Here is a 26998-nt window from a genome sequence, read left to right as displayed (position 1 = left end):
TTTATTTGCCGGGGGTGAGGGTCAATCGGTTTTTGCCGTAAACCCGGTCAAAGTTCTGCGGCTGCATCGGCAAGCCGATGTACTGGCCCTTGAGCCAGGCATCAATGCCATTGAGGTAGTTCGGGCTGGCCGGGTTACCCGACTGGCCGGTACCGTTCTGCCCCATCAGTGGCTCAGCCTGGCTGAAGTCGACGATGAAACGCATCGAGGGTGCGCGGGTGGTGTTGAAGTCCTTGCCCCAGGCAAACGCCGCGGTATTGAGCGTGGTGTGATCGCCGCCGGCTGCCAGTGGGCCGCGAACGGTCTGGCCGCTGGCGTTTTTCCACGTGTAGCCATGCAGTTTGCCCCACTGCCAGGCCTTGCGATCGCCACCCAACTGACTGTCGCCAGCGCTGATCGCGGCCGCCAGACTGCGCGCCAGAATCAGCGCTTTGTCTTCTTTCTGCGGGGTACGAATGTCATCCCAGAACGGGCTGTCTTCGCGCCCGAGCAGGTGATCGGCCTGCGCTGCGTAGGACAAGTCGCCATTGGCGATAAAGGCTTTCCACGCCGGGCTCGACTCGGGGCCGAGTTCGTCGAGGAAGATCTGCTGCATGCTTTCTTGCAGGAACAGTTCATAGATCGCCGCATCAGCCGACGTCGGGCTGAGCTTGCCGTCAAACGCCATCAACCGGCTGAAGGCCTCACGAGCCTTGCTGCGATCGGCGTCCGGCAGGGCGTCGATCGCCTGTTTCAGCGGCTGCTTCATGCCCGGCGCTTCGAACATTTTCTTCAGCTTGGCGGCGAACGTGGTGGTCTGGTCGTACTGCATGGCGATCACGCTGCGACCGTCCTGTTTGCCGCTGCCGGCCAGTTCCGCCAGACGCTCGCCGCGTTCCGGCGCCGCCCAGGAATTGGACAGCTGCATGCCGTAACCGTGAGGAATGACCCGCTGGTTGGCGGTGCCGAGCCAGCCCTGGGCCGGGTCCTGATCGTACGGGTGGAGCATCGGGTCGGCATACCCGTCCCAGTCATAACGACCTTCCCAGCCCGGCGACGGCAGCAGACCTTCGCCTTCGCGCCGGTTGGGGAAACGTCCGGTGACTTGCCAGCCGATGTTGCTGGCGTCGGCGAATACCATGTTCAGGGCGATGGCGCGGATCTCGCGGCTGGCGTCCGAAGCGCGTTCAACATTCTGCGCGCGGGTCAGGTCAAAAAATGCGTCCAGCGATTTGTCATCGGTGAAGCTCGGGGTTTGCAGGGCCAGACCAAAACCGTTGCCCTGGGCTGCCTGGGCACTGTTGAGCAGCGCACCGTGGCGGGTTTCGTACACCGCTTCGCGAATCGGTCGCTGGCCTTTGACGAAATAGGTTTCGTTGCGTACGCCCATAGGCTGCCACTTGCCGTTGACCTCATAGGTCAGGCTGTTGCCCTGACGGCGGATTTTTTCCAGGAACAGGTCCTGGTTGTCGCCAAGCACGCTGGTGGCGCTCCACGCGACTTTGCCGTTGAAACCACCGAGCACCATCGGCAGGCCGGCGACGGTGACGCCGGCAGCCTGATATTTCGGCGCGCGGATCTGCACGAAGGTCCACAACGACGGTGCCGCCAGTGGGCCATGGCTGTCGCTGGCGAGGATGCTCTTGCCGCTGCGGCTGCGTTGCGGGGCGATCGCCCAGTTGTTCGAAGTGCTGGCGCCCAGCAGATTAACCGCCGCCAATTGTTGACTGGCGTTGTTCAGTTCGCTGAGGCCGGGAATCTGCCCGTTGAGCTTGAGGCCTTGCAGCTTGTCGGCTTCGGCCAGTGGCAGATTTTCATCCGGCGCGGACGGGGTCAGCCAGGCAAGTTTGTCGCTGCTCACGGTTTGCGCCAGTACCAGTGAGGAAATCTCTTCCGGCAGATTGGCCGACTGGCTGAAATTCAGCAGCGCAAAGATCAGCGCCGAGTCTTCCGCTTTCCAGTATTCCGGTTTGTAACCACTGGACGCGAGATCGCCCGGCAGTTTGTCGGCGTAGCGGAACAGGTAAGCGTTGACACCCCGCGCATAGACTTCGAAGAACCGCTTGAGGCGTGGCGATGAGGCCTTGTACAGCTCGTCGGCGCTTTTCTTCAGGTTGACCGCGCGCATGTAGCGGTCGGCATCGAGCATCGAAGCGCCGGACATTTCCGCCAGTCGGCCTTGGGCCAGCAGGCGCAGGGTGACCATCTGGTTGATGCGGTCGCTGGCATGCACGTAACCGAGGGTGAACAGGGCGTCGTGGAAGCTGTTGCTTTCGATCAGCGGCATGCCCATGGCATTGCGGCGTACCGAGACGTTCTGTGCCAGACCTTTGAGCGGTTGCACGCCGGAGGTGGGAGGAACGGTGTCCTGCGCGTTCCAGGTCTGGCAACCGGACAGGCTCAAGACACCGGTCACTGCTGCGGCAACGCCGAACCGGGGTAGAAAATGTGTAAGGGCTGGCGAGGCCATGGCAAAGCTCCTGCGGGGGTGTAGAGGCTGGGGGCGCAATAAAGCCGCTACGTTAGTGAGCAGGAGGTGGCCGCGCAAGCGGGGGCAGGGGTTATTTGTGTATTTCTGTCGAATGGAAAAGATCGCAGCCTGCAGCAGTTCCTGCATTGGCTTGCGTACACCCTGCAGGGGCTGCCGGAGGCTGCGATCTTTTGCGCTTCAATCAGGCTTTCGGCGGGTTGATCTGCTGCACCAAGGCATACGCCTGCACCGTCGCCGGACGCTCCTTGATCCGGTTGAACCAGCGCAACACGTGCGGGAAGTCTTCAAGGTTCTGGCTCTGCCACTTGTGCGAGACGATCCACGGGTAGATCGCCATGTCGGCGATGCTGTATTCGCTGCCGGCGACGAATTCGTGATCGGCCAGTTGCTTGTTCAACACGCCGTAGAGGCGCGCGGTTTCGTCGATGTAGCGTTTGATCGCGTAGGGGATTTTTTCCGCGGCGAACTGGCTGAAGTGATGATTCTGCCCGGCCATCGGCCCCAGGCCGCCCATCTGCCAGAACAACCATTGCAACGCGGTTTGCCGGCCGCGCAGGTCTTTGGGCAGGAACTTGCCGGTCTTCTCCGCCAGATACAGGAGGATCGCTCCGGACTCGAACAGCGACAGCGGCTCACCGCCATCGGCCGGTTCGTGATCGACGATCGCCGGAATCCGATTGTTCGGCGCGATCTTCAGAAAGTGCGGCTGAAACTGCTCGCCCTGGCTGATGTTGATCGGATGCACCTTGTAAGGCAGGCCAGCCTCCTCAAGGAACAGCGAAATTTTGTGGCCGTTGGGGGTGGTCCAGTAATACAGATCGATCATTGCAAACTCCAGATCAACAATTGGCTTGGTTGCGTAGCGCAAACGCCGGCAGCAGGTGGTCCCGTGTGTTCGATAGCTTGCTTAATAAGTGCAGGTGATGCTGAACTGCGGAAAATTCAATGACCCCCGTGAGAAAAATCGCCATGGAGCTGAAGGCCAACGCTGCACTGATCATTATCGACCAGCAACAAGGCATTCTGCATCCGCGCCTGGGGCGGCGGAATAATCCGCAGGCCGAAGAACGCATGCTCGACTTGCTGGGGGCATGGCGCAGCAGCGGGCGACCGGTGATTCATGTGCAGCATTTGTCGCACTCGGCGGACTCGGTGTTCTGGCACGAACAACCGGGGGTTGAATTTCAGCCACGGTTTGCGCCGCAGCAAGGCGAGTGGCTGATCCAGAAACGTGTGCCGGATGCGTTTTGCGCCACAGGGCTGGAAGCGCAGTTGCGTGAGGCGGGGATCGGGCAATTGATAATCGTTGGTGTGGCGACCCACAACTCGGTGGAATCCACAGCGCGCACGGCGGGCAATCTGGGTTTTGATGCCTGGGTGGTGGAGGACGCGTGTTTCACCTTCGACAAGGCCGATTACTTCGGCACGCAGCGCTCAGCCGAAGAGGTGCACGGGATGTCGCTGGGGAATTTGCACGGGGAGTATGCGACGGTGGTCAGTGCGAAGCAGATTCTGGCGGCTGTCTGAACGGTTTGGGGTGAATGTGCCGGCCCTTTCGCGAGCAAGCCCGCTCCCACACTCGACCGAGCTCAGTCAGCAGGAACGCTGTCGAGTGTGGGAGCGGGCTTGCTCGCGAAGGCGTTGTGTCAGGCGAAGAAGGACTTCGCCCAGGGCATCAAGCGCCGTGGCACTTCTTGAATTTCTTGCCGTTGCCGCATGGGCAAGGGTCGTTGCGGCCGACGTCTTTCAGGGCGTTGCGCACCGGTTCCTGGTGGGCGTGGCCGCAGTTCGGGCCGTGCACGTGGCCATGGTCGTGATCGTGATGATGGTCATGATCGTGGTTGCAGTCAGGGCCATGGACATGAGGTTGCTGAGTCATCGGTTTTGCTCCGGAATTAAATCGGCGGGGATTATCACGCCATTGCGCTCCAGGTGCACGTAGTGGGCGATGAATAAACCGGTTTCCAACTCGCCTTGCAGTCGATAGGGCACTTGCTGGTGCGGACTCTTGAGCATTTTCACCACGTCCTTCACTCGCGGCCACAGGTTGGTGCGGATCGGTATCCGATACAACGCGCTGCTTTTCGGGCCCACGGTGATCCAGTGTTCATGCTCGCCTTCGGCCAGCAGCAGGTCCGCCAGATGAATGCGATATTCCATGCCGCGCACGGTCAGATCGCTGTCGTTGGGGTTGTCGATGCGAAAGTGCAGGATGAATTTCTGCTCGAGCAATTTGGCCCGCACCACCTCGACCTTCACCAGGTGCACGGCGGGGTCGACGCTGTCGTCGCTGAACCATGAGGCGCAACCGCCGAGGCTGAGGATCAGCAGCAGGGGAAGTGTTTTGAGTGTGCGCCATAGTCCGAGCATGAATTAACTCCCTTTGCAGCCAGTCTAGACGCTAAAAAGATCGCAGCCTGCGGCAGCGCCTACAGGTGTCGTGTTCCTTGTAGGCGCTGCCGCAGGCTGCGATCTTTTGATCCTATGCGCCGAAATACCCCGCACAGCACTTCTTGAACTTCTGCCCGCTGGCACACGGGCAGCTGTCATTGCGCCCCAGCTTCAACTGCACGGTCGGGTCGATGAAGTACCAGCGCCCATTGTTCTGCACGAACGAGGAACGCTCGCGGTGGCTGTGTTCGCCCTGGCTGTCGTGCCAGCGCGCGGTGAAGGTGACGAAGGCGTGTTCCGGCTGGCCGCCGAATACTTCGGAGCTTTCGACCTCAAGACCGAGCCAGGTGCTCTGCGCGCTCCAGGCACTGATCGACTGGCGATCCAGACCCGCCTGCTGGGCGGGCAGGGTGGTGGCCACCAGATAGTCGATCAGCCCCAGCACGTAGGCACTGTAGCGCGACCGCATCAGCGCTTCGGCGCATGGGGCCGGGTGGCCGGCGTGATAGTGACCGCAGCAGGCCTCCAGCAGGTTGCCGCTGCCGCACGGGCAAATCGCTGTACTCATTGCATTACCACCAGTATTTGCCGAAGTTTTCCGGATTGGCCCAAAACCGCGAGTTGAGCCAGTCGGGGACTTGTTTGTAGTCAAGCAGATCATAGGTGAACAGGGTCAGTACCTGCTCGTCACGCTGGAAGCGTTCACTGGCCTGCAGTGCCAGCGAGTAGAAATCGGTTTCCTGCCAGCCGCTGGCGGGCAGGTCCGCCAGCACCGCGATGCGACTGGCGTTGAGGTTGCGAATCCCGCCCAGCAGATTCAGGCCGTCACGCTTGGGCAGATGCTCCAGGCAATCGACCACCAGCGCCAGGTCGAAGCGCCGCGCCGCGAGTTCGGCGGGCAACGCGCCGGGTTCGGCGTGGGCCACGCAGCAGTCCGGGTGCGCTTGTTTAAAAGCGGCGAGCGCCGGAAATTCGCTGGCGCCGATCAGCAGCAAACGCGCCGGGGCATAGCGATCCAGTAATGCAGCCAGCGCCTGCTGCGGCGTGCGCGAAGAAATGGCGACGTTCATCGAAGCTCCTCAATCAGATCGCCAAGACTAGCGCGCCAGACGGATCCGGCCTAGACCCCGATTTATCGCTTGCGGCAAAAGTGCCGAATCCCTGTGAACACGGTGCCAAATGACGCTGGCCTATTGCTGGCGGAGATTAAAACTCCGGTCTTTACTCCGTGAATCGGTTCTAAGCCGATCCCTCAGGAGAAAACCAGATGAGCATAGTTCGGACAGCATTACCTTTGATTCTGCTAACCAGTGTGTTGACTGGTTGCGCAGGTTTGCAGAAAACCGACTGGCCGACCTGTGCGGCGGTCGGCGGTGTGGTCGGTGCGGGCCTCGGCGCGACGGAAAGTTCGGCGTGGGCCGGCTACGGCGCGCTGCTGGTCGGTGGTACGGCAGCGGCCTACTGCTGGGTGCACGGTGACGGCGACGAAGACGGCGATGGTGTGCCGGACAGTCGCGACAAGTGCCCGCACACCCCTCGCGGTGTGCAGGTCGATGCTGACGGCTGCCCTCCACCTGCCCCTGCGCCAGTGGTAGAAGAGGCGGTTGTGGTCAAGGAAGAAACCATCGTCATTCGTGATGTGCACTTCCAGTTCGACAAAGCCACCCTGACCGGTGCCGACAAACAGGTTCTGGATAAAGTCGCCACGCGCCTGAAACAAGAGTCGTCGACGGCGCAACTGACCGTGACCGGCCATACCGACAGCGTCGGCAGCGATGCCTACAACAAGAAACTGTCGGATCGTCGTGCGCACTCGGTGGTGGAATACCTGATTTCGCAAGGTGTGCCGCGTGCCAGCTTCGTCTCGGTGAGTGGTGCCGGTGAAAGCCAGCCAGTGGCGGATAACAAAACCGCTGACGGCCGCGCGCAGAACCGTCGTACCGAAATCAAAATCGTCCGCTAGCCCCTCTCGCATCCGCGGCTTGTGCAGTCGCGGATGCGGGTCTTTACTCCTGTGTAACCGGTATGGGCCGGTGACACAGGAGCTTTCACAATGACTGTTTTCTCAAGGTCCGTCTTACCGGTGCTGCTGCTGGGCAGCCTGCTCACCGGTTGCGCCACCCACAGCGATGGCGACGCCCCCCTCAATCAACGTACGTGGCCGATCTGCAGCCTGATCGGCGGGCTGGTCGGTGGCGGTCTCGGTGCCATCGAAAGTGGCGGCTGGGCCGGTGGCGGCGCGGCGCTGGGGATTCTTACCGGCGGGCTGATCTGTTACGCCCAGGATGGCGATGAAGACGGCGATGGCGTGTTCGACCGCCGCGACCGTTGCCCTGACACTCCGGCCAATACCCCGGTCGATCATCGTGGTTGCCCGTTGCCGCAATACCCGGTCACGGAAAAAACCCCTGAACCTGCACCGCAAACCGAAGTCATCACTCTCAGCGATGCCGGCAATGTGTTGTTCGATTTCGACAAGTCGGACCTGACCCCTTCCGCCAAGGCCCAGCTCGATACGCTGATGGACAAGCTGCGCAATGCCGACGTGGTCAGCATCAAGGTCATCGGGCATACCGACAGCAAAGGTTCGGATGCGTATAACCAGGCACTTTCGGAACGGCGCGCCAGCAGCGTCGCGGCGTATCTGCTGAGCCAGGGTCTGGAACCGAGCAAGCTGACCAGTGAAGGACGTGGCGAAAGCGAGCCGGTGGCTGACAATGCGACTGACGAGGGACGGGCGAAAAACCGTCGCGTGGAGTTGCATATCAATCGCTAAGACATCTCTGTAGTGCGCAGGCTAGAGCTGCCGGTCGACGATCATCGTCGATCCGGCAGCGATCCGACGACTGACAAAAGTTTTTTCTTTTGCCCCTCTGGCTTATCCCCCGCGTAAGCCGTTACTGTGCGCCCAAAGAATAATTCCGAGACGGGGGAGCGTATGAAGGTTTTCTGGGGGCTGGGGCGGTTGCTGACCCTGCTGTTCTGGTGCGTGGTGGTGGTCAATCTGCTGATGCCGTTTGTGCATCCGCTGCATTTGCTGGTCAATCTGGCCGGTGCCTTGCTGCTGGCGCTGCATGTACTCGAATTGCTGTTCTCGCGCCTCAAGGGGCGCGCCAACCCGTGGCGTGACCGTCTGCGTATCCTGCTGTTCGGCGTTTTCCACCTGCAAACCATCCCGGCCCCGGCCGCTCCGGAGGCTTCTTCCCATGCGTAAACTTTGCCTGCTCGCTGCATTCATCAGTCCCCTGGCCTGCGCCCAGGTGGTCAGTGTCGAAACCAACTCCCTGATGCGCCTGCCCAGCAATGCCAGCACGTTGCAGCTGGAAAAACTCGAAGTCGCCGATTACGGCACGCTGCTGATTCCGGCGAACGTGACCGAGCTCAATGTCGGCGAATTGCGCCTGGGCCACGAAGCGCGCATCGCGATCGTCCCGGGCGAACAGGCGCTGGACTTGAAGGTTATTCGCGCAGAGCTGGGTGATGGCAGCCAGATCACTGCACGCGGCGCGCCAGGCACTTACGAAAAAGCGGCGCGCGCCGGGCGTAATCTGAACCTGCAATTCAAGGCGCTGAATGCGCCGCAACTGTTGGTGGATGCCCGTGGCGGCACCGGGGCGCCGGGTTTTGTCGGTCTGGATGGTGGCAACGGTGAAGATCCGGGCTGCACCTATGGCTCGGCCGGGCACGGTTTTGACGGCAGCAATGGCAGCGACGGTCAGCCGGGCGCACCGGGGGCACTGGTACGCCTCGAAGTGCCACGGGATTTTCCGGCCGAGCTGATCAAGGTCAACGTCGCGGGTGGCGCTGGAGGCCCGGCGGGTGTTGGCGGCAAGGCCGGCAAGGGCGGCAAGTCGAAAGGTTGCCTGGTGTATCGCGCCGATGGTGGCAAGAACGGCAAGGCCGGGACTGATGGTCAGCCAGGGCCGGTGGGGGCGGCGGGTGCGGTGACCGTGCAGCGCCTGTAAAACACCGTATTTCTTAATTGTGGTGAGGGGATTCATCCCCGATGGGCTGCGAAGCAGCCCACTCCAGATACCGCGTTTCTTCAGATTGAACGCGTCAGCTGATTTGGGGCCGCTTCGCGCGCCATCGGGGATAAATCCCCTCACCACAACAGTGTTCACAGCGCAAAAAAATGGGGTGGGTCAGAACATCGGCCGCGCCGCCGCGATCGCCACCAGCACCAACCCGACAATCAGGTTGATCCCCACCACCCGGCGAATCCGCCCCAGCACCGCGGCACCCGCCGGCCAGTCTTGCGCCTCCACCGCTCTGCGCAACTCCGGCAGCATCAAACCCTGAATCCGGATAAACAGGGCCGTCATCACCACATACAGCCCTATCATCACCTGCACGTACTTCGGCGCGGTCTCAAAGCCCACTTGCTGCAAATGCAACATGCCGACACCGCTGATCGGCAGCAGGATCACCGCGACCCAGACCCAGCGGAAAAAACCTTGAAACACTTCCACCCACAAGGTCAGGCGGGCGGGGCCGTCGAGCGCCTTCATCGCCGCCGGGCGCAGGACCATCCAGGCGAAAAACATGCCGCCGACCCAGACCAGGGCGGACAGGACATGCAGTGGATAAACGAGGCTAAAAGGTGTCATTGGGGTACTCCGTTCTGCGCGGGACTGATTAGCGGGGTATGATAGCGGCCGATCCGAACTACTGAAAATTTATCCAGCGTTTTTACGCCCGACATTCAATGATCAGCACTGAACTCAAAACCACGATCCAGGGCGCCTATTCGCGTTTTCTTGAAGCCAAGAGCCTCAAACCGCGTTACGGCCAGCGTCTGATGATCGCTGAAATCGCCAAAGTCCTCGGGGATATCGACACCGACGACGAAGGCCGGCGCAGTGGCGACCCGGCGATTGTCGCGGTGGAAGCCGGCACCGGTACCGGCAAGACCGTGGCCTACAGCCTGGCGGCAATCCCCACGGCGAAGCTCGCCGGCAAGCGCCTGGTGATCGCCACCGCGACCGTGGCCCTGCAAGAGCAGATCGTCTACAAGGATTTGCCCGACCTGATGCGCAACAGCGGGCTGAACTTCAGTTTCGCGCTGGCCAAGGGCCGTGGCCGCTACATGTGCCTGTCCAAGCTCGACATGTTGTTGCAGGAGGGCCACGCGCAAACCGCCACTGCGCAACTGTTCGAAGAAGAAGGCTTCAAGATCGAGGTCGACGAGGCCAGTCAGAAGCTGTTCACCAGCATGATCGAAAAGCTTGCCGGCAATAAATGGGACGGCGACCGCGACAGCTGGCCCAACGCGCTGGAAGACGCCGACTGGGCGCGCCTGACCACCGATCACAGCCAGTGCACCAACCGTCATTGCCCGAACTTCGGCCAGTGCGCCTTCTACAAGGCGCGCGAAGGCATGGGCAAAGTCGACGTCATCGTCACCAACCACGACATGGTGTTGGCTGACCTGGCGCTCGGCGGCGGTGCGGTTCTGCCGGATCCGCGCGACACCATTTACGTGTTCGACGAAGGCCATCACCTGCCGGACAAGGCCATCGGCCATTTCGCCCACTACACGCGCCTGCGTTCCACGGCCGACTGGCTGGAAACCACCGCCAAGAACCTCACCAAACTGCTGGCCCAGCATCCGTTGCCGGGGGATCTCGGCAAGCTGATCGAGCAAGTGCCCGAGCTGGCGCGGGAGATCAAGACCCAGCAGCAGTTCATGTTTACCGCGTGCGAGCAGATTGCCGATTTCAAACCCGGCGAAGACGTCGAAGGTCGCGAGCGGCCACGCCATCGTTTCGTTGGCGGGGTGATTCCCGAGCACATGCGCGAGATGGGCATCGAGCTGAAGAAGGGCTACTCGCGGCTCAACGATCTGTTCACCCGTCTGACCGACCTGCTCAAGGAAGGCATGGACGGCGAGGTCAACATCGGCATCGCCAGCAATCAGGCCGAGGAGTGGTACCCACTGTTCGGCAGCCTGTTGTCCCGGGCCTCGGGCAACTGGGAGTTGTGGACCGCGTTCACCGCCGAAGACCCGGAAGACAGCCCGCCGATGGCCCGCTGGCTGACGCTGGCCGAAAGCGGTTCGCTGTTCGACATCGAGGTCAACGCCAGCCCGATTCTCGCCGCAGAAACCTTGCGTCGCAGCCTGTGGAACGTGGCCTACGGCTGCCTGGTGACGTCGGCGACCCTGACCGCGCTGGGCACCTTCGACCGTTTCCGCATGCGCGCCGGCCTGCCGAAAAAAGCCGTCACCGCGGTGGTGCCGAGCCCGTTCCATCACGCCGACGCCGGTGTGCTGCGGGTGCCCGATCTGAAGGCCGACCCGCGTGACGCTGCGGCTCACACTGCCGCGATCATCCGCGAGTTGCCGGATCTGGTCGAAGGCTCGCGCGGCACGCTGGTGCTGTTTTCTTCGCGCAAACAGATGCAGGACGTGTTCGACGGTCTCGACCGCGACTGGCGCAAGCAAGTGTTCATTCAAGGCAACCTGTCGAAACAGGAAACCCTGAACAAGCACAAGGCGCGGGTCGATGGCGGCGATTCCAGCGTGCTGTTCGGCCTCGCCAGTTTCGCCGAAGGCGTGGACTTGCCGGGGGCCTACTGCGAGCACGTGGTGATCGCCAAGATCCCGTTCTCGGTGCCGGACGATCCGGTCGAGGCGGCGCTGTCGGAGTGGATCGAAGCCCGGGGCGGCAATCCGTTCATGGAAATCTCGGTGCCCGATGCTTCGCTGAAACTGGTCCAGGCCTGCGGGCGTCTGCTGCGTACCGAAGAAGACCGCGGCACCATCACCTTGCTCGATCGGCGGCTGGTCACCCAGCGCTACGGCAAGGCGATCCTCAATGCGTTGCCGCCATTCCGTCGTGAAATATCCTGAGACAACGGTGGGCAGTTTTGCCCGCCGCGCTGTCTATCTCTCTGCCATGCTTTTCCATTGGCCTTTTGGTCGTTAGGGAGAACTCCGTTCTTATGATTCGCCGCTCGTTGCCTGCCGTATTTGCCTTGATCTTCGCCGCCCCGTTGCTGGCGGCGCCTGCCGGGCAGCAGACCCTGTTCAACTTCGTCCGTCCTGCCGACGTGGTGAAAGTCGTCACCGAAAACACTGACCTGCCACAAGCCAACGCCGAGCAAACCCCGGAAGGTGAAGTGCTGCGTCGGGTGACGTTCAACCCGGTAGCCCGTCCGACCTTGCGCCTGACTCCGCAAACCGGCGCCTGGGACTGGTCGCAGTCGGGCATGATGAGCCTGCGTCTGCAGAGCGCGATGAACTGGGCCGTGACGGTCTACGTGCAAATCCAGAGCAACAACGGCCAGACGCTGACCAGCCGCGTCGATCTGCCGGCCGGTCCCGCGCAAACCCTGCTGGTGCCGCTGGTGGCAACTTCGCCGCTGAGCCAGGGCATGAAGGCCGGGCCGCCGATGCCGATGACCGTCGATGGCCAGCGGATTCTGCTGGCCAGCAGCAGCGGTGAGCTGGACCGCAGCCAGGTGGTGTCGGTGAGCCTGTGGATGGATCAGCCGAAAGCCGCTCAAAGCCTGCTGCTCGAGCGCTTCGGCGTGCAGGACGGCGATGCCGTGAACCAGGCCGTGTACGGCAATCTGGTCGACGCTTACGGGCAGTCGACCCGCAGCAAGTGGCCGGAAAAAATCAGCAACGACGAACAACTGAAATCCGCCGCCACCAAGGAAGAGCAACAGCTGAAAACCTGGTTGGCCGAGCGCGAAAAGTCCTCGCTGGACAAGTTCGGCGGCTGGGACAAAGGCCCGGCGTTCAAGGCCAGCGGCTTTTTCCGCACGGAAAAGCGTGACGGTCGCTGGTATCTGGTGACGCCGGAAGGGCATCCGTTCTATTCACTCGGGGTCAACACCGTCAGCCCGCAGGTCAACCAGACCTATGTGGCCGGTCGCGAGTACATGTTCGAATCCCTGCCCAAGCCTGGCGAGCCACTCGCCAGTCATTTTGGCGACGGTGACAACCGTGGCGGCAACGGTGCCGACCAGGGCCGTGGCTACGGCAACGGTCGCTGGTACGATTTCTATGGCGCCAACCTGCAACGCCTGTACGGCGAACCTTGTGCAGCGCCGGCGCATCCCGAACCGCCAGCCGAGCCAGTGAGCGCCGCGCCGTGCAAGGCCACGGTCGATCAGCAGAAGTGGGCCACGCACACCCTCGATCGCCTGCAAGCCTGGGGCTTCAACACCGTGGGCAACTGGAGTGCCGACGCCCTCGCCGATGCCGAGCGGGTGCCGTACACCTTGCCGCTGTCGATCGTCGGCGACTACACCAGCATCAGCACCGGCAGCGACTGGTGGGGCGGCATGCCTGACCCGTTCGACCCGCGTTTCGCCATGGCCACCGAGCGTGCCGTGGCCATTGCCGCCCGGGATCACCGCGATGATCCGTGGCTGATCGGCTATTTTGCCGACAACGAACTGGCCTGGGCCGGTCCCGGCGATGATCCGAAATCGCGCTACGCATTGGCTTACGGCACGCTGAAACTGACCACCGACGTGCCGGCCAAGCGTGCGTTCCTCAAGCAGCTGCGCGACAAGTACCGCAATCAGGCGGGCTTATCGAAGGCGTGGGGCATTGATCTGCCGGCGTGGGAGTTGATGGAAGACCCGGGTTTCGTGCCGCCGCTGCCGAATCCGGAGCATCCGGAAATCGAAAACGACTTCAAATATTTCCAGAAGGTCTTCGCCGATACCTACTTCAAGACCATCTCCGACTCGCTGAAATGGCATGCGCCGAATCAATTGCTGCTCGGCGGTCGCTTCGCCATCAGCAACCCGGAAGCGGTGGCCGCCTGTGCGCAGTATTGCGACGTGCTGAGTTTCAACATGTACACCCTCAAGCCGCAGGACGGCTATGACTTCGCCGCGTTGAAGGCTCTGGACAAACCGGTGTTGATCACCGAATTCAACTTCGGCTCCAGTGATCGTGGCCCGTTCTGGGGCGGCGTTACCCCATTGGCCAAGGAAGAAGATCGCGGTCCGGCCTATGCCAACTTCCTCAAACAGGCCTTGAGCGAACCGTCGATTGTCGGCGTGCACTGGTTCCAGTATCTGGATCAACCAGTGACCGGTCGTCTGCTCGATGGCGAGAATGGCCACTTCGGTCTGGTGGGGATCACCGATCTGCCGTATCAGGGTTTTGTCGAGACCGTACGCAAGAGCAACCTGCAGGCGCTGGATCAGTTGGGCAAAGAAGCCGAAAAAGCCGCTGCGCCGGGGCATGAAGCTGAAGGCGGCCGCAAGGGTGAAGCCGGAAAAGGTCCGGGGGCCGGGCATGCGGGCGGGCACTCCGGTAATGGTCACTAGAATCTGATACTGCGGCATCGTTCTTCGCGAGCAAGCCCGCTGCCATACTGGATCTTGGAATCTATCCGGATCCTTTGGTGGGAGCGGGCTTGCTCGCGAAGGCGTCAGATGTCTCGGCGGAAATTTCAATATAACCGTCTGGCCTGCGGCTGTTCCCAAAACCCTCAAGGGCTGGAACAATGCCGACCAATTTGTAGCGTGTTTTGCGGGGGAGTTGCGGGTGCAGATTCAGGGACATTACGAGCTTCAATTCGAAGCGGTGCGCGAGGCATTCGCGGCACTGTTCGACGATCCCCAGGAACGCGGCGCAGCCCTGTGCATCAAGGTCGGCGGAGAAACCGTCCTCGACCTCTGGTCCGGTACCGCCGACAAGGACGGCACCGAGGCCTGGCACAGCGACACCATCGCCAATCTGTTCTCTTGCACCAAGACTTTCACCGCGGTCACGGCACTGCAACTGGTGGCCGAGGGCAAACTGCAACTGGATGTTCCGGTCGCCCGTTACTGGCCGGAATTTGCGGCGGCCGGCAAGGAAGCGGTGACCCTGCGTCAATTGCTCAGCCATCGGGCCGGACTGCCGGCCCTGCGTGAACTGCTCGCCCCCGAAGCCCTGTATGACTGGCAAACCATGGTCGATGCCCTGGCGGCCGAAGCACCGTGGTGGACGCCGGGCGAGGGGCACGGGTACGCAGCAATCACCTACGGCTGGCTGATCGGCGAGTTGTTGCGCCGCGCAGACGGTCGCGGGCCGGGCGATTCGATCGTGGCTCGCGTGGCCAAGCCATTGGGTCTGGATTTTCACGTCGGTCTGGCTGACGAGGAGTTTTACCGCGTGGCGCACATCGCCCGGGGCAAGGGCAATGTCGGCGATGCGGCGGCACAGCGCCTGTTACAGGTGACCATGCGTGAGCCTACAGCGATGACCACTCGGGCTTTCACCAATCCGCCGTCGGTACTCACCAGTACCAACAAACCGGAATGGCGACGCATGCAGCAACCGGCGGCCAATGGCCACGGCAACGCGCGCAGCCTGGCGGGTTTCTACGCCGGATTGCTCGACGGCAGCCTGCTCGATGGCGAAATGCTCGACGAGCTGACTCGCGAACATAGCCTCGGCGAAGACAAGACCCTGCTGACCCGAACCCGTTTTGGTTTGGGCTGCATGCTTGATCAACCCGATGTGCCGAACGCTACTTATGGCCTGGGCCCCCGGGCGTTTGGCCATCCGGGCGCCGGGGGTTCCATCGGATTTGCAGACCCGGAGCACGATGTTGCTTTTGGTTTTGTGACAAATACCCTGGGTCCGTACGTCTTGATGGACCCGCGTGCGCAGAAACTGGCGCGGGTACTTGCTACTTGTCTGTAATACTTTACTTCAGGCTCCAGGATTGGAGCCTGTTTTGGTTTTTCGATGCAAAACATCTATTTATCCGGGCAAAAGAGCTCAGATTTAATTACTTCATGTTGGGGATTTTCAATGTCATATAAAAACACTCTTGCCCTGGCCCTGTGTGTTGCGATTACCGGTTGTGCACAGACCCCCAAAAATGATGCGGACGGCAGTTGGTGGTCGTTCGGCTCTTCGGATAAAGCGGCGGCCAAAGATCCTGCATCGGCACCAGCTCCTGCGCCAGCGACAGCATCTGCAAAGGCACCGGCTCCAGCGGCAGCTCCAGCCCCAGCCCCGCTGAAGCCAGCCGCCACGGCCCCTGTGGCCAAGGCGGAAAGCAGCAGCCCTTGGTACTGGCCGTTCGGCGGTTCCGACAAATCGGCCGCCAAGGCTGATGTGAAATCCGACGTCAAAGCAGAAGTGAAGCCTGAGGCCAAACCTGAAGCCAAACCGGCTGTGGTCGCCAAAGCCGACGCTGACACAGGCACCAAGTGGTGGTGGCCGTTCAGCAAGCAGCAGAGCACTGCCAAGGATCAGGTTGCCGCCAAAGCCGTACCGATGCCGGATCCGAAAGTCACTCAAGCCTGGCTTGACGATTATGAGCCGCGTCTGCGTGCCGCCATCAAAGGCAGCAACCTGCAGTTCGAACGTCGTGAGAACGTGCTGGTGCTGATTGCACCGGTAGAAGGCTCGTTCAACCCGAAACGTCCGGCCATGCTGTTGCCGGTGACCCTGAGCCCGTTCACCAACGTCGCCAAGATCCTCGAAGCCGATCCGAAAACGGCGATCCTGGTACTCGGTCACAGCGACAGCTCGGGCGTCGCTGCAGATAACACCAAGCTCAGCCTGGAACGCGCTCAGTCGGTGGCCGCGATCTTCCGTCTCAGCGGCCTGCAACGCGACCGCCTGATGTTGCGCGGCCTGGGTGCCGATGCTCCGCGCGCCGCTAACGACAGCGCCGAGGGCCGTGCCCTGAACCGCCGTATCGAGCTGCTGGTGACACCGCAGAACACCATGGTCGCGCTGTTGAGCAAGTACAACATGCCGGCTCCGGCACCGGTCCCAGCAACTCTGGTTGCTGCGCAGGATGTCGCCAAACCGGCAACGCCAGCACCTGCCGCGAAGAAAGCCGCAGCGCCGGCCACTAAAAAGGCTGCAGCGAAAAAAGCCGCGGCCAAGGCTCCTGCGAAGAAGGCTCCGGCCAAGACGCCAGCGAAGAAAACCGAGCCGGCCAAAGCGGCGGCAAGCGACAAGAAAGTCGCCGACACCGCGGCCGCCAAGCAGTAATCCGCTAACGAAAAGGAATGCGCCGTGACCCAGGCTCTGGCAGATATGCGTCGTGATTACACCCGGGACGGACTGACCGAGGCGCAAGCCCCGGCCGAGCCGTTCGCGCTGTTCCACCAGTGGTTTGCCGACGCGGTGAAAACCGAACAGGCGCCAGTGGAAGCCAACGCCATGACCCTGGCCACGGTGGATCCAGCCGGGCGGCCGCATTGCCGCATTCTGCTGCTCAAGGGCCTGGACGCACAGGGCTTCACCTTCTTCACCAACTACGACAGCGCCAAGGGCCAGCAGCTGGCGGCCAATCCGTTTGCCGCCATGACCTTTTTCTGGCCAACCCTGGAACGTCAGGTGCGCATCGAAGGGCGTGTGGTGAAGGTCACGCCTGAAGAGTCCGACGCGTATTATCAGGTTAGGCCGCTGGGCAGCCGTCTCGGCGCCTGGGCCTCGCCGCAGAGCCGGGTGATCAACGGGCGTGGCGAGCTTGAGGATTTGCTCAAGGCGACTGAGCAGCGCTTCAGCGATACCCAGCCGGATTGCCCGCAACACTGGGGCGGTTATCGCCTGCTGCCCGAGCGCATCGAGTTCTGGCAGGGCCGTCCAAGTCGTCTGCATGATCGCCTGAACTATCGTCAACAGGGTGCCGACTGGATTCTTGAACGTCTGGCGCCTTAAGCAGTCTACCGAGCGAGATAGCCTGCCGCAGCGGCCTCAAGCCACTGCGGCAGGTCCCGACGCTTGACCTTCTGCGCCCGTGCATCTGCCAGTTGTTCGAGCATGAAGGTGCGTTTGCCTTCGTCCTTGCCAGCCAGGGATAGCGCCAGATCACGGTCCATCCAGCGTCTGATCCGTACGTACAGCCACCCGTGGAAGTACAAACCGGCGACGGTGGTGACGAAAACGATCAGGTAATCCATGAAAAATCCTTGGGGCTGCGGGGCAGGTTTGGCGATTTGGCGCTACTGTTGGGTGGGTCTACAGGTGCCTGTACCGGGCCTGAATAAAATCAAGTTTATCCGGGCTGTGTCGTGACAGGCGTCAAGCAGCGGGGTTTAATGAATAAATGTTCCTTTGGAGTTGATGCTATGCGTAAGTCTGTTCTGCTGGTTGCTTCCTTTTCCACGATGGCGATGTTGCTGACCGGCTGCCAGTCGAGCCTGACCGGTGACTCCTACTCCCGTGACGAAGCGCGTCGTGTGCAGACGATTCGCATGGGCACCATCGAATCCCTGCGTCCGGTGAAAATCGAAGGTACCAAGACCCCGATCGGCGGCGCTGCAGGCGCAGTGGTCGGCGGTGTCGGCGGCAGCGCCATCGGTGGCGGCAGAGGCAGCATCGTGGCTGCGGTCATCGGCGCCGTGGCCGGTGGTCTGATCGGTTCGGCCACCGAAGAAGGCCTGACCCGTACCCAAGGTGTGGAAATCACCGTGCGCGAAGACGACGGCAGCATGCGCGCCTACGTGCAACAGGTTCAGGAAAACGAAGTGTTCCGTGTCGGTGAGCGCGTGCGCATCTCCACCGTCGGTGGCACCAGCCGCGTTTCGCACTAAGCGAGAAAGAGCGGTAAAAGAAAACCCCGATCAGGTGACTGGTCGGGGTTTTTTGTTTGTTTCAATTTGCATGCTCATTGCTGGGCACAGGTGCCCATAAAATACTCCAGACCCTTTGGGAAGTTGACGTTCAGAAGGGCCTCTAATGCGCTCACTTGATCTTGGCTCAATAACAACTCTCCAGGTTCCAGCTCGCTAAGCGGTTTGGATTCAATGAGCTGTGCAACCTTGTCATTCATTTCGCTACCGTTGATATCCATTTCAAACTGTAGCGAGTTGTCTTGTATTTCATCAGGGTAAAATCCAGTTATTGAAAGGTAACGCATACGTTGGTCCCTTAATTTCTAGAGGTTCTTCTATCCGGCTCGGCAGGCCCGGTTTGTTCACCAGTAATATGATTGAACTCACCCAAATGAGTGGTTCCCAGTTTGTCGTATTTTTCTACAGCATTGCTTTTGTAATCCCATTCATAGATCCGACCTTTGCGGTCTACCCAGCGTGCTCGCCGCTTTCCTCCCCCCTGAACCGATGACTTGGACTTCACTCTGACTGCATCGGGAAACGCAGGTAGAGTCTTTGGGTGATCGTAGTAGGCATGATCGCGAGCTCGACTGAGCACAATGTAAACCGGCTTAACCCCCGAATCCGCCGGAAACACCAGAATGAAATCCCGATAATCCGGCGGATAAACCGGGTTCACCAGAATCCCGTCCGCCGCTTTCGTCGGTGGGTACACCCAGATATGCGGCGCCTGCGGAGCGGCCTCCAGCGCCGGAATGCCGAGAATGTCGGAACCATCCACCGCCGGCGTCCAGAGCAGTTCGACGCCTTCCCCAAGGTCGGCGACGAACCGGTTGCCGCGCGCGGAGAACTGCACGACATCGACCATTTCCCAATCGCGATTCCTGCCGGTGTAGAAACCGTAGCCCCTGAGGCTGCCATCGGCTTGTTGTTCGACGCGCAGACGCACGCGGGTGCGGGCCTGTTTGAGGCTGCGCAGTTGCTCGTCGCTATAGAGCGCGCTGTCGCCGAGGCTGGAAGGCATGAGCAGCGCCACCAGGCCTGCCAGGGTGGCGGCGGCCGTTCCGGCGGCAATGGCGGGTAGCGCTTCGAACGCGGCGCCGGCCAAGGCGAAACTGCCCAGCCCGGCGGGAATCGCGGTGGCGCCGATTTTCTTCAGGGCAACGCCGCCGGTTGCATCGCTTTCGCGAGCGCCAAGCAGGATCAGCTCGCCGTAATCCTTGAGGCTGTCGGTTGGCACCATCCCCGAAGGATTTGCGTAGTCGATGATCGCGTCCGGCAATTTGCAGGACTTGGCGAACACGCAGCCGGCGCGCACCGGATCAGGTTTTTTGGCCACCATCTCGCGGCTGCGCTCGAAGGCCTCCTGCCGCGCCAGCATGGCGTCGTATGCATTTTGTCGGGCTTCGCGCTCGGCCAGTTCGGTGGCCGTCATGTAGCGGTATGTGACGTGATGACCGTCGCCTGCCGGTGGGTTGGGAACCCGGGGAATGTCCTTGTTGCGAGCCACTGAGCGTCCTTTCGTTCATCCATCGACAACCCTTCGAAAGGGCTGTGCGACGTTAACGAAGTAGGCAGAGGGTGGCTGTAGGACGCGTCGCTATTGAAGAGGGGATTGTTCGCTGGTTTTCAGGCGAGCCTGAATTTGTGGCGAGGGAGCTTGCTCCCGCTGGGCTGCGCAGCAGAACCGGGATATCGGGATCGCTTCGCGCTCCAGCGGGAGCAAGCTCCCTCGCCACAAAATCCCAATCACAGGTGTTCTATGCAGGTAGATCGGTTCTCCGGCGACTCGCCGCCGCCGTCACCGCATACCCGATCAACGCCGCCAGAATCGAACCGGTCAGAATGCCCATCCGGTCCATCCCGGCGTAGTCGCTCACGCCCGGCTCAAAGGCCAACGAGCCGACAAACAGGCTCATGGTGAAACCGATGCCGCAGAGGATCGCCACGCCCAGCACCTGACCCCAGTTGGCACCTTGGGGCAGGGCGGCGATGCCGATTTTTACCGCCAGCCAGGTCAGGCCGAACACGCCGACGGTCTTGCCCAGCAGCAGGCCGATGGCGATACCCATGGGGACGTGATGGGTGAAGCTTTCGACGGTCACCCCACTCAGCGACAGCCCGGCGTTGGCGAAGGCGAACAGCGGCAGAATGCCGTAGGCCACCCACGGATGCAGCGCGTGCTCGAGGGTCATCAGCGGCGAGGGTTCGGCATTTTTGCTGCGCAGCGGAATGCAGAACGCCAGCGTGACCCCGGCCAGCGTTGCGTGGACGCCGCTCTTGAGCACGCACACCCACAGGATCAAACCAACAATCATGTACGGCCCGAGCTTGACCACCCCGAGCCGGTTCATCGCCACCAGCGCCGCAATGCACGCCGCCGCCAGGCCCAGCGACAGGGTAGAGAGTTCGCCGGAGTAAAAGATCGCAATGATCACGATGGCGCCAAGGTCGTCGATGATCGCCAGGGTCATGAGGAACAGTTTCAGCGACACCGGCACGCGCTTGCCCAGCAGCGCCAGCACACCGAGCGCGAAAGCGATGTCGGTGGCGGTGGGAATCGCCCAACCGTTCAGGGCTGGCGGGTTATCACGGTTGAGCAGCCAGTAGATCAGCGCCGGCACGACCATGCCGCCAATCGCTGCGGCGCCGGGCAGGACAATCTGCGACGGTTTCGACAGCTGCCCGTCGAGCACCTCGCGCTTCACTTCCAGACCGATCAGCAGGAAGAACAGCGCCATCAGCCCGTCGTTGATCCACAACAGCAGCGGCTTGGCGATCTTCAACGCACCGACCTGTGCCACCACCGGGGTGTCGAGCAGGCCGGTGTACAGCCACGACAGCGGTGAATTGTTGATGATCAGCGCGAGGATGGCGGCGGCGATCAATAGCAAGCCGCTGGCCGCTTCCAACTGAAAGAAACGGGTGAAGGTTCTGCGCAGCGGCAAGGTCACTCTCCATCTACAGGGCAAAGGTCGGACACGCACTTGCACAGAGCCTAGCAGTTGGCGGATATATTGAAGCTCAGCTGTATCTGTGAGCCGTGTAGGTTTTTTCCTATGCTGGGTGGCTGAGCCTGTGACGAGGCCACTCCTGCCCGATCCAATGAGAGCATGACCATGAGCGACAACCGACAGTGGGCCCGCGAAGCCATCCGCATCATCGAAGCGGACTTCCAGCGCAGCGCCGACACCCATCTGATCCCCTTGCCGCTGCCGGGGTTTGCAGGCATCGAGTTGTATTTCAAGGATGAGTCGAGCCATCCCACCGGCAGCCTCAAGCATCGGCTGGCGCGCTCGTTGTTCCTGTATGCGTTGTGTAACGGCTGGCTCAAGCCCGGCGCGCCGGTGATCGAGGCGTCCAGCGGTTCGACGGCGATTTCCGAAGCGTATTTCGCGCGCATGCTCGGTTTGCCGTTCATTGCAGTGATGCCGGCGACCACTTCGAAAGAGAAGATCGCGCAGATCGCTTTCTACGGTGGCCAGAGCCATCTGGTAAAGGATCCGACGCAGATTTACGCCGAATCCGAACGTCTGGCCCGCGAGCATGGCGGCCACTTCATCGACCAGTTCACCTACGCCGAGCGAGCCACCGACTGGCGAGCGAACAACAACATTGCCGAGTCGATCTTTCAGCAGATGCGTTTCGAGAAGCACCCGGAGCCGAGCTGGCTGATTTCCAGCCCCGGCACCGGCGGCACCACCGCGACCCTGGGGCGTTACGTGCGTTATCGCCAGCATTGCACGCGGGTGTTGTGCGCCGACGCCGAGCGCTCGGTGTTCTTCGATTACTACCAGACTGGCGACGCCAGTCTGCGACTGGACTGCGGCTCACGGATTGAAGGCATTGGTCGGCCGCGGGTCGAAGCATCGTTCCTGCCCAAGGTGATTGATGCGATGGTCAAGGTGCCGGACGCCTTGTCGCTGGCGGCCATGCATTATCTGGCGCAGCGTCTGGGACGGCATGTCGGCGGGTCGAGCGGCACGAACCTGATCGGCGCGCTGATGGCGGCGCAACAGATGAAAGCGGCGGGGGAGTCGGGGTCGATCGTGGCGATTTTGTGCGATGGCGGCGAGCGGTATGCCGACACCTATTACGATCAAGCCTGGCTGAAGGCTCAGGGCTATGAGCTGGAGGGGTTGATTGCAGCGGTGGCGGCGAGTGCCGAACGGGGTGAGTCGCTGCCAACCACAGTACTGCGCGCCAATATCTAAAGCCAAACGCGGAAACCAATGTGGGAGCGGGCTTGCTCGCGAATGCGTCGGGTCAGTCAACATTTTCGTCGACTGACACACCGCATTCGCGAGCAAGCCCGCTCCCACAGGATGTTGCTGTTACTTCAAAACAGGGGTATCAGTCTTCCAGACCGAGAATGTCCCGCGCCACTGCTTCCGCGATACGAATCCCGTCCACACCCGCCGACAGAATCCCGCCGGCATAACCCGCGCCTTCACCCGCCGGGAACAGGCCCTTCACGTTCATGCTCTGCAGCGACTCGTTACGCGTGATGCGCAGCGGCGACGAGGTGCGGGTTTCGATCCCGGTCAGCACCGCATCATGCAACGAGTAGCCGCGAATCTGCTTCTCGAACGCCGGCAATGCTTCACGAATCGCTTCGATGGCAAAGTCCGGCAGCGCCAGGGCCAGGTCGCCCAGGGCCACGCCCGGTTTGTACGACGGCTCGACTTCGCCCAGTTCGGTCGACGGGGTGCCGTTGATGAAGTCGCCGACCAGTTGCGCCGGGGCCTTGTAATCGCTGCCGCCGAGGATGAACGCGTGGGATTCCAGACGCTCCTGCAACTCGATACCGGCCAGCGGGCCGCCCGGGTAATCGACTTCCGGGGTGATGCCGACGACGATCCCGGAGTTGGCGTTGCGCTCGTTACGCGAGTACTGGCTCATGCCGTTGGTGACCACGCGGTTCGGCTCGGACGTCGCCGCCACTACGGTGCCGCCCGGGCACATGCAGAAGCTGTAGACCGAACGGCCGTTCTTGGCGTGGTGCACCAGTTTGTAGTCGGCAGCACCGAGTTTCGGGTGGCCGGCGTACTTGCCCAACCGCGCACGGTCGATCAGCGACTGCGGGTGCTCGATGCGGAAACCCACCGAGAACGGCTTGGCTTCCATGAACACGCCACGGCTGTGGAGCATGCGGAAGGTGTCACGGGCACTGTGGCCGAGGGCCAGAACCACGTGTTTCGAATGCAGTGTTTCACCGCTCGCCAGTTCGACGCCGACCAGTTGGCCGTCTTCGATCAGCACATCGGTGACGCGCTCCTGGAAGCGCACTTCGCCACCCAGGGCGCGGATCTCTTCACGCATGGTCTCGACCATGCCGGTCAGACGGAACGTACCGATGTGCGGTTTGCTGACGTAGAGGATTTCTTCCGGCGCGCCGGCCTTGACGAACTCGTGCAGGACTTTGCGGCCAAGGAACTTCGGATCCTTGATCTGGCTGTACAGTTTGCCGTCGGAGAACGTGCCCGCGCCGCCTTCGCCGAACTGCACGTTGGACTCGGGGTTGAGCACGCTTTTACGCCACAGGCCCCAGGTGTCCTTGGTGCGCTGGCGGACTTCGGTGCCGCGTTCGAGGATGATCGGCTTGAAGCCCATCTGCGCCAGCAGCAGTCCGGCGAAAATCCCGCACGGGCCGAAACCGACCACGATCGGGCGCTGGCTCAGGTCGCTCGGCGCCTGACCGACGAATTTGTAGCTGACATCCGGCGCCACGTTGACGTTACGGTCGTCGGCGAACTTGCCCAGCACCTTGGCCTCGTCGCGCACGTTGAGGTCGATGGTGTAGATGAAGCACAGTTCGGAGGACTTTTTGCGCGCGTCGTAGCTGCGCTTGAACAAGGTGAAATCGAGCAAATCATCGCTAGCGATGCCCAGGCGCTGCACGATGGCGGCACGCAGGTCTTCTTCGGGATGGTCGATTGGCAGCTTGAGTTCGGTGATTCGTAACATGGCGAGGATCCGGATTCGCGGGGCGCACAACTGCGCCAGGGCGTTTGAAGGCCGCGATTATAAGCCGCAAAGGCCGGATCCGGTGAGGCTAAAACGCTCAGTCGTTACGCGATCCGCCGAAATACCCGCAACCACGCTCGACCTTGCCGTCGATGCGCAGCTCGGCGCTCATGTGCTGCACGCTGCCGGTGCTGCTGTCGACGCAGCGTTGCGGCGCGACCCACAATTCGATGCGCTGGTTGTTGGCTTCGCTGCTGAGGTTGAAGCGGCCGTCGCCGAGTTGTTCTTCCACATAAGGCACGGCCAGCGCCGGCTGGCCTTCACGGTCGATGACCATGCCCTTGCCGCTGACTTTGACGTTCCACTCGGGACCATGGCCGGCGGCACGCAGGATCAACAGCTTGAAATTCGGGTCATCGCATGCGGTGCCGGAGCGCTCGACGCGATACAACTGGCCGAGGTCGAGGCGGTCGCCGGCGATCTTCCCGCGCACATCGGCAAACAGCTTGCCCTGTTGATCGACGAGAGTCGCGGCTTCTTGCAGCACGCTGGTGCCGCCGATGTCATTGACCACGTACTGACGCTGTTCGCCACACGGCTGGAACAGCAGTTTGCCGTCGGCCGCCGTCAACTGCCCTTGCATCCGGGTCTGCCCGACATGGGACGCGCTTTCACGCGGGCCATCGAGCAATTGGCAGGCGGCGAACAACGGCAGCAGGGCAACAACGAACAACGAACGGGCAACACGCATCTTCGGCTCTCCAGACAAGTGCCGCCACGTTACGCAGGCTGACCGTCGATCACAAGACTTGAGTGGCCGGTTCGGGGCTTGCTATTGAGTTGCCCGGTACCCGCCAGCATAGTGACGTACCTGTGCGGGCATGGATTGATGGTGCATGAAGCAAAACCCTTCGGTATTCCCTGAGCGGCTGTACGCGCTGGACGCCCTGCGCGGCATCGCGGCATTGGCTGTGGTGTTCTGGCATTGGCAGCACTTCTTTTTTCAAGGCGCAGTGCCCGGTCCGTTGCAACGTGAAGACCAGCCGTTGTACAGCCTTTTTTCATTGTTCTACCGGCATGGCGGTGATGCCGTATCGCTCTTCTTCAGTCTTTCCGGATTCATTTTTTTCTGGTTGTTCGCCCGAGCGCTGGCGCACCGCGAAATCAGCGGCAAACAGTTTTTCAGCGAGCGTTTCAGCCGGATCTATCCTTTGCACCTGGCGACTTTTTTGGCGGTAGCCATGCTGCAGAAAATCTACAGCGCGCACACCGGCAACGCGTTCGTTTACCCGTTCAACGATGCCTGGCACGCGCTGCTCAATGTGTTTCTGGCACCGGCCTGGGGGCTGGAGCAGGGCTGGTCATTTAACGGTCCGGCCTGGTCGATATCGGTGGAAGTGTTGCTTTACGCAGGGTTTTTCCTGCTGTGGCGTTACTCCCCGGCGCCGCTGCTGATCAGCGCGTTGCTGATTGCCGTGAGCCTGTGGGTGTTTCCGGCGCAGTACAAAATCAGTCTCGGGGTATTTGGTTTTTTCTGTGGTGGGTTGGGTTACATCGCCGTGGAGTGGCTGTTGCGGCGTTTTGATCTGCGTTGGGTCGCTGCGGGCCTGGTGCTGGCCAGTGTGGCGGGCTGGTGGTGGATCGGCAGTGATGAGGCTCCATCACAACGCATCAGGTTTGCCGTGCTGTTCCCGCTGACCATCGTTGCCGTCGCAGCTTGCCACCCATGGTTGCAGCCGCTGGCGCGCCGTTTGTCCTGGCTTGGCGACATCAGCTATGCGTCCTACCTGCTGCACTTTCCGCTGCAGATTGTCGCGGCCCTGCTGGCTGATAAATTCCTGCCCGGACGCGCCGTGTTTTATCAGCCGTGGAGCCTGCTGCTGTTTTTTTCCGTGCTGATTGGCAGCAGTCTGCTATGTCACTACGGGTTCGAACGGCCGGTGCAGCGCTGGTTGCGCGAACGTGCGGGCGGGCGCATCGCAGGAACCGAAGTGGCCCGTTGATGCACCCCTGACTGCGCGGTATTCAGTTGACGTGAAAGGTCTGGCCGGTTTGCAGGCCTTCGACACTTTTCGCGTAGGCCAACGCCACATCGGCTGCCGGAACCGGCTTGTAGCCACGGAAGTACGGGGCGTAGCTGCCCATGGCTTCCAGCAGCACGGTCGGGCTGATCGAGTTGATGCGCAGACCACGCGGCAGTTCGATGGCGGCGGCTTTGACGAAACTGTCCAGGGCGCCGTTGACCAGTGCCGCCGAGGCGCCGGAACGGATCGGGTCGTGGCTGAGCACGCCGGTGGTGAAGGTGAACGAGGCTCCGTCGTTGGCGTATTCGCGGCCGATCAACAGCAGGTTGACCTGGCCCATCAGCTTGTCTTTCAGGCCGAGGGCGAAGCTGTCAGCGTTCATCTCGCCCAGTGGGGCGAAGGTCACGTTGCCGGCGGCGCAGACCAGCGCGTCGAACTTGCCGGTTTGCTCGAACAGCTTGCGAATCGACGCGCTGTCGCTGATGTCCACCTGGAAATCGCCGCTGCTGCGACCGATGCGAATCACTTCGTGACGCTGGCTCAGCTCTTTGTCCACGGCCGAACCGATGGTGCCGGCGGCTCCGATCAACAGAATCTTCATGGG

27 protein-coding genes are annotated in these 26998 nt (G+C 61.6%); 13 read left to right on the top strand and 14 right to left on the bottom strand.

Annotated features, from left to right (window positions below; translation table 11 throughout):
* Position 1 precedes the first annotated feature (1 nt).
* Both ACIOUG_RS05775 and ACIOUG_RS05770 read right to left on the bottom strand, forming a co-directional pair.
* Positions 2-2449 carry a penicillin acylase family protein gene (locus tag ACIOUG_RS05775; RefSeq protein WP_401063250.1) on the bottom strand — a complete coding sequence of 816 codons (2448 nt, stop codon included), beginning with the start codon at positions 2447-2449 and terminating at the stop codon, positions 2-4.
* A gap of 202 nt (positions 2450-2651) precedes the next feature.
* Positions 2652-3296, bottom strand: coding sequence for a glutathione binding-like protein (locus ACIOUG_RS05770; protein WP_003222330.1), 645 nt, complete (start codon positions 3294-3296; stop codon positions 2652-2654).
* A gap of 143 nt (positions 3297-3439) precedes the next feature.
* On the opposite strand from ACIOUG_RS05770, the gene ACIOUG_RS05765 reads away from it, so the two are divergent.
* Complete coding sequence (locus tag ACIOUG_RS05765) at positions 3440-3997, top strand: cysteine hydrolase family protein (RefSeq protein ID WP_401063275.1); 558 nt, start codon at positions 3440-3442, stop codon at positions 3995-3997.
* 148 nt (positions 3998-4145) lie between these two features.
* Here ACIOUG_RS05765 and ACIOUG_RS05760 read toward each other — a convergent pair whose 3' ends face one another.
* The 4 genes from ACIOUG_RS05760 to ACIOUG_RS05745 all read right to left on the bottom strand — a co-directional run bounded on the left by ACIOUG_RS05760 (position 4146) and on the right by ACIOUG_RS05745 (position 5931).
* Positions 4146-4349, bottom strand: coding sequence for an SEC-C metal-binding domain-containing protein (locus tag ACIOUG_RS05760; RefSeq protein ID WP_003198420.1), 204 nt, complete (start codon positions 4347-4349; stop codon positions 4146-4148).
* A complete protein-coding gene (locus ACIOUG_RS05755; RefSeq protein ID WP_401063246.1) occupies positions 4346-4840 on the bottom strand; it encodes an LEA type 2 family protein in 495 nt (164 codons plus the stop codon). Before ACIOUG_RS05755 ends, ACIOUG_RS05760 begins: the two co-directional genes overlap by 4 nt.
* A 112-nt stretch (positions 4841-4952) precedes the next feature.
* A complete protein-coding gene (locus ACIOUG_RS05750) occupies positions 4953-5429 on the bottom strand; it encodes a YchJ family protein (RefSeq protein WP_401063244.1) in 477 nt (158 codons plus the stop codon).
* 4 nt (positions 5430-5433) lie between these two features.
* Positions 5434-5931 carry a DUF6231 family protein gene (locus ACIOUG_RS05745; RefSeq protein ID WP_041070621.1) on the bottom strand — a complete coding sequence of 166 codons (498 nt, stop codon included), beginning with the start codon at positions 5929-5931 and terminating at the stop codon, positions 5434-5436.
* Positions 5932-6128: 197 nt separating this feature from the next.
* Here ACIOUG_RS05745 and ACIOUG_RS05740 point away from each other — a divergent pair, with 197 nt between their 5' ends.
* The 4 genes from ACIOUG_RS05740 (at position 6129) to ACIOUG_RS05725 (ending at position 8826) form a co-directional block, all read left to right on the top strand.
* Positions 6129-6824: an OmpA family protein gene (locus tag ACIOUG_RS05740; RefSeq protein ID WP_401063241.1), complete on the top strand. Its 696-nt coding sequence runs from the start codon at positions 6129-6131 to the stop codon at positions 6822-6824.
* A gap of 90 nt (positions 6825-6914) precedes the next feature.
* Positions 6915-7637, top strand: coding sequence for an OmpA family protein (locus ACIOUG_RS05735; protein WP_401063240.1), 723 nt, complete (start codon positions 6915-6917; stop codon positions 7635-7637).
* Between the two features lie 162 nt (positions 7638-7799).
* Positions 7800-8075, top strand: a complete 276-nt coding sequence (locus tag ACIOUG_RS05730) for a DUF1145 domain-containing protein (RefSeq protein WP_401063238.1) — start codon at positions 7800-7802, stop codon at positions 8073-8075.
* Complete coding sequence (locus ACIOUG_RS05725) at positions 8068-8826, top strand: collagen-like protein (RefSeq protein WP_401063236.1); 759 nt, start codon at positions 8068-8070, stop codon at positions 8824-8826. Before ACIOUG_RS05730 ends, ACIOUG_RS05725 begins: the two co-directional genes overlap by 8 nt.
* A 180-nt stretch (positions 8827-9006) precedes the next feature.
* Here the strand turns inward: ACIOUG_RS05725 and ACIOUG_RS05720 are convergent, their stop codons facing one another.
* Positions 9007-9471, bottom strand: a complete 465-nt coding sequence (locus ACIOUG_RS05720) for a CopD family protein (RefSeq protein WP_401063234.1) — start codon at positions 9469-9471, stop codon at positions 9007-9009.
* A 98-nt stretch (positions 9472-9569) separates the two neighbouring features.
* Here ACIOUG_RS05720 and dinG point away from each other — a divergent pair, with 98 nt between their 5' ends.
* From dinG to pdxH, 5 genes are all read left to right on the top strand, one after another.
* Entirely contained in the window at positions 9570-11714 is a 2145-nt protein-coding gene (gene dinG, locus ACIOUG_RS05715; protein ID WP_003222341.1) for an ATP-dependent DNA helicase DinG, read from the top strand.
* Positions 11715-11806: 92 nt separating this feature from the next.
* The gene (locus ACIOUG_RS05710) at positions 11807-14158 is read left to right on the top strand and encodes a beta-agarase (protein WP_401063232.1); all 2352 of its coding nucleotides are present in this window, start codon (positions 11807-11809) and stop codon (positions 14156-14158) included.
* 220 nt (positions 14159-14378) lie between these two features.
* The gene (locus ACIOUG_RS05705; RefSeq protein ID WP_401063230.1) at positions 14379-15524 is read left to right on the top strand and encodes a serine hydrolase domain-containing protein; all 1146 of its coding nucleotides are present in this window, start codon (positions 14379-14381) and stop codon (positions 15522-15524) included.
* Between the two features lie 111 nt (positions 15525-15635).
* On the top strand, positions 15636-16835 hold the full coding sequence (locus tag ACIOUG_RS05700) for an OmpA family protein (protein ID WP_401063228.1): 1200 nt from the start codon (positions 15636-15638) through the stop codon (positions 16833-16835).
* 24 nt (positions 16836-16859) lie between these two features.
* Positions 16860-17507, top strand: coding sequence for a pyridoxamine 5'-phosphate oxidase (gene pdxH / locus ACIOUG_RS05695; RefSeq protein ID WP_401063226.1), 648 nt, complete (start codon positions 16860-16862; stop codon positions 17505-17507).
* 5 nt (positions 17508-17512) lie between these two features.
* Here the strand turns inward: pdxH and ACIOUG_RS05690 are convergent, their stop codons facing one another.
* Positions 17513-17749 (bottom strand): hypothetical protein, encoded by a 237-nt coding sequence (locus tag ACIOUG_RS05690; protein ID WP_401063224.1) that lies wholly within the window; start codon positions 17747-17749, stop codon positions 17513-17515.
* 168 nt (positions 17750-17917) lie between these two features.
* Here ACIOUG_RS05690 and ACIOUG_RS05685 point away from each other — a divergent pair, with 168 nt between their 5' ends.
* Positions 17918-18382 (top strand): glycine zipper 2TM domain-containing protein, encoded by a 465-nt coding sequence (locus tag ACIOUG_RS05685; RefSeq protein WP_024776354.1) that lies wholly within the window; start codon positions 17918-17920, stop codon positions 18380-18382.
* Between the two features lie 74 nt (positions 18383-18456).
* Here the strand turns inward: ACIOUG_RS05685 and ACIOUG_RS05680 are convergent, their stop codons facing one another.
* The 3 genes from ACIOUG_RS05680 to nhaA all read right to left on the bottom strand — a co-directional run bounded on the left by ACIOUG_RS05680 (position 18457) and on the right by nhaA (position 21351).
* Complete coding sequence (locus ACIOUG_RS05680) at positions 18457-18708, bottom strand: pyocin S6 family toxin immunity protein (RefSeq protein ID WP_401063222.1); 252 nt, start codon at positions 18706-18708, stop codon at positions 18457-18459.
* Between the two features lie 11 nt (positions 18709-18719).
* Positions 18720-19913 carry an S-type pyocin domain-containing protein gene (locus ACIOUG_RS05675; RefSeq protein ID WP_401063220.1) on the bottom strand — a complete coding sequence of 398 codons (1194 nt, stop codon included), beginning with the start codon at positions 19911-19913 and terminating at the stop codon, positions 18720-18722.
* Between the two features lie 250 nt (positions 19914-20163).
* A complete protein-coding gene (gene nhaA, locus ACIOUG_RS05670; RefSeq protein WP_401063217.1) occupies positions 20164-21351 on the bottom strand; it encodes a Na+/H+ antiporter NhaA in 1188 nt (395 codons plus the stop codon).
* Between the two features lie 171 nt (positions 21352-21522).
* Here nhaA and ACIOUG_RS05665 point away from each other — a divergent pair, with 171 nt between their 5' ends.
* Positions 21523-22617 (top strand): PLP-dependent cysteine synthase family protein, encoded by a 1095-nt coding sequence (locus ACIOUG_RS05665; protein ID WP_115988076.1) that lies wholly within the window; start codon positions 21523-21525, stop codon positions 22615-22617.
* 139 nt (positions 22618-22756) lie between these two features.
* Here ACIOUG_RS05665 and ACIOUG_RS05660 read toward each other — a convergent pair whose 3' ends face one another.
* Positions 22757-24370 (bottom strand): NAD(P)/FAD-dependent oxidoreductase, encoded by a 1614-nt coding sequence (locus tag ACIOUG_RS05660; protein WP_401063215.1) that lies wholly within the window; start codon positions 24368-24370, stop codon positions 22757-22759.
* Between the two features lie 97 nt (positions 24371-24467).
* Positions 24468-25121, bottom strand: coding sequence for a COG3650 family protein (locus ACIOUG_RS05655; protein WP_401063213.1), 654 nt, complete (start codon positions 25119-25121; stop codon positions 24468-24470).
* 145 nt (positions 25122-25266) lie between these two features.
* Between ACIOUG_RS05655 and ACIOUG_RS05650 the strand changes: the two genes are divergently transcribed.
* Positions 25267-26373 (top strand): acyltransferase family protein, encoded by a 1107-nt coding sequence (locus ACIOUG_RS05650; protein ID WP_401063210.1) that lies wholly within the window; start codon positions 25267-25269, stop codon positions 26371-26373.
* Positions 26374-26395: 22 nt separating this feature from the next.
* Here ACIOUG_RS05650 and ACIOUG_RS05645 read toward each other — a convergent pair whose 3' ends face one another.
* Complete coding sequence (locus ACIOUG_RS05645) at positions 26396-26995, bottom strand: short chain dehydrogenase (protein WP_401063208.1); 600 nt, start codon at positions 26993-26995, stop codon at positions 26396-26398.
* Positions 26996-26998 lie beyond the last annotated feature (3 nt).

It is taken from the genome of Pseudomonas sp. NPDC087803 (genome assembly GCF_044742995.1).
In the GTDB taxonomy this organism is placed as follows: Bacteria; Pseudomonadota; Gammaproteobacteria; order Pseudomonadales; family Pseudomonadaceae; genus Aquipseudomonas.
The sequence above is the reverse complement of the archived record's forward strand: the minus strand, read 5'-3'. Positions and strand labels throughout refer to the sequence as shown.

What these genes read in the sequence shown, in the direction of transcription:
- ACIOUG_RS05775 (WP_401063250.1), bottom strand. Translation starts at nt 2,449, where the DNA reads ATGGCCTCGCCAGCCCTTACACATTTTCTACCCCGGTTCGGCGTTGCC.
- ACIOUG_RS05770 (WP_003222330.1), bottom strand. Translation starts at nt 3,296, where the DNA reads ATGATCGATCTGTATTACTGGACCACCCCCAACGGCCACAAAATTTCG.
- ACIOUG_RS05765 (WP_401063275.1), top strand. Translation starts at nt 3,440, where the DNA reads ATGGAGCTGAAGGCCAACGCTGCACTGATCATTATCGACCAGCAACAA.
- ACIOUG_RS05760 (WP_003198420.1), bottom strand. Translation starts at nt 4,349, where the DNA reads ATGACTCAGCAACCTCATGTCCATGGCCCTGACTGCAACCACGATCAT.
- ACIOUG_RS05755 (WP_401063246.1), bottom strand. Translation starts at nt 4,840, where the DNA reads ATGCTCGGACTATGGCGCACACTCAAAACACTTCCCCTGCTGCTGATC.
- ACIOUG_RS05750 (WP_401063244.1), bottom strand. Translation starts at nt 5,429, where the DNA reads ATGAGTACAGCGATTTGCCCGTGCGGCAGCGGCAACCTGCTGGAGGCC.
- ACIOUG_RS05745 (WP_041070621.1), bottom strand. Translation starts at nt 5,931, where the DNA reads ATGAACGTCGCCATTTCTTCGCGCACGCCGCAGCAGGCGCTGGCTGCA.
- ACIOUG_RS05740 (WP_401063241.1), top strand. Translation starts at nt 6,129, where the DNA reads ATGAGCATAGTTCGGACAGCATTACCTTTGATTCTGCTAACCAGTGTG.
- ACIOUG_RS05735 (WP_401063240.1), top strand. Translation starts at nt 6,915, where the DNA reads ATGACTGTTTTCTCAAGGTCCGTCTTACCGGTGCTGCTGCTGGGCAGC.
- ACIOUG_RS05730 (WP_401063238.1), top strand. Translation starts at nt 7,800, where the DNA reads ATGAAGGTTTTCTGGGGGCTGGGGCGGTTGCTGACCCTGCTGTTCTGG.
- ACIOUG_RS05725 (WP_401063236.1), top strand. Translation starts at nt 8,068, where the DNA reads ATGCGTAAACTTTGCCTGCTCGCTGCATTCATCAGTCCCCTGGCCTGC.
- ACIOUG_RS05720 (WP_401063234.1), bottom strand. Translation starts at nt 9,471, where the DNA reads ATGACACCTTTTAGCCTCGTTTATCCACTGCATGTCCTGTCCGCCCTG.
- dinG (WP_003222341.1), top strand. Translation starts at nt 9,570, where the DNA reads ATGATCAGCACTGAACTCAAAACCACGATCCAGGGCGCCTATTCGCGT.
- ACIOUG_RS05710 (WP_401063232.1), top strand. Translation starts at nt 11,807, where the DNA reads ATGATTCGCCGCTCGTTGCCTGCCGTATTTGCCTTGATCTTCGCCGCC.
- ACIOUG_RS05700 (WP_401063228.1), top strand. Translation starts at nt 15,636, where the DNA reads ATGTCATATAAAAACACTCTTGCCCTGGCCCTGTGTGTTGCGATTACC.
- ACIOUG_RS05690 (WP_401063224.1), bottom strand. Translation starts at nt 17,749, where the DNA reads ATGGATTACCTGATCGTTTTCGTCACCACCGTCGCCGGTTTGTACTTC.
- ACIOUG_RS05685 (WP_024776354.1), top strand. Translation starts at nt 17,918, where the DNA reads ATGCGTAAGTCTGTTCTGCTGGTTGCTTCCTTTTCCACGATGGCGATG.
- ACIOUG_RS05680 (WP_401063222.1), bottom strand. Translation starts at nt 18,708, where the DNA reads ATGCGTTACCTTTCAATAACTGGATTTTACCCTGATGAAATACAAGAC.
- ACIOUG_RS05665 (WP_115988076.1), top strand. Translation starts at nt 21,523, where the DNA reads ATGAGCGACAACCGACAGTGGGCCCGCGAAGCCATCCGCATCATCGAA.
- ACIOUG_RS05660 (WP_401063215.1), bottom strand. Translation starts at nt 24,370, where the DNA reads ATGTTACGAATCACCGAACTCAAGCTGCCAATCGACCATCCCGAAGAA.
- ACIOUG_RS05655 (WP_401063213.1), bottom strand. Translation starts at nt 25,121, where the DNA reads ATGCGTGTTGCCCGTTCGTTGTTCGTTGTTGCCCTGCTGCCGTTGTTC.
- ACIOUG_RS05650 (WP_401063210.1), top strand. Translation starts at nt 25,267, where the DNA reads ATGAAGCAAAACCCTTCGGTATTCCCTGAGCGGCTGTACGCGCTGGAC.
- ACIOUG_RS05645 (WP_401063208.1), bottom strand. Translation starts at nt 26,995, where the DNA reads ATGAAGATTCTGTTGATCGGAGCCGCCGGCACCATCGGTTCGGCCGTG.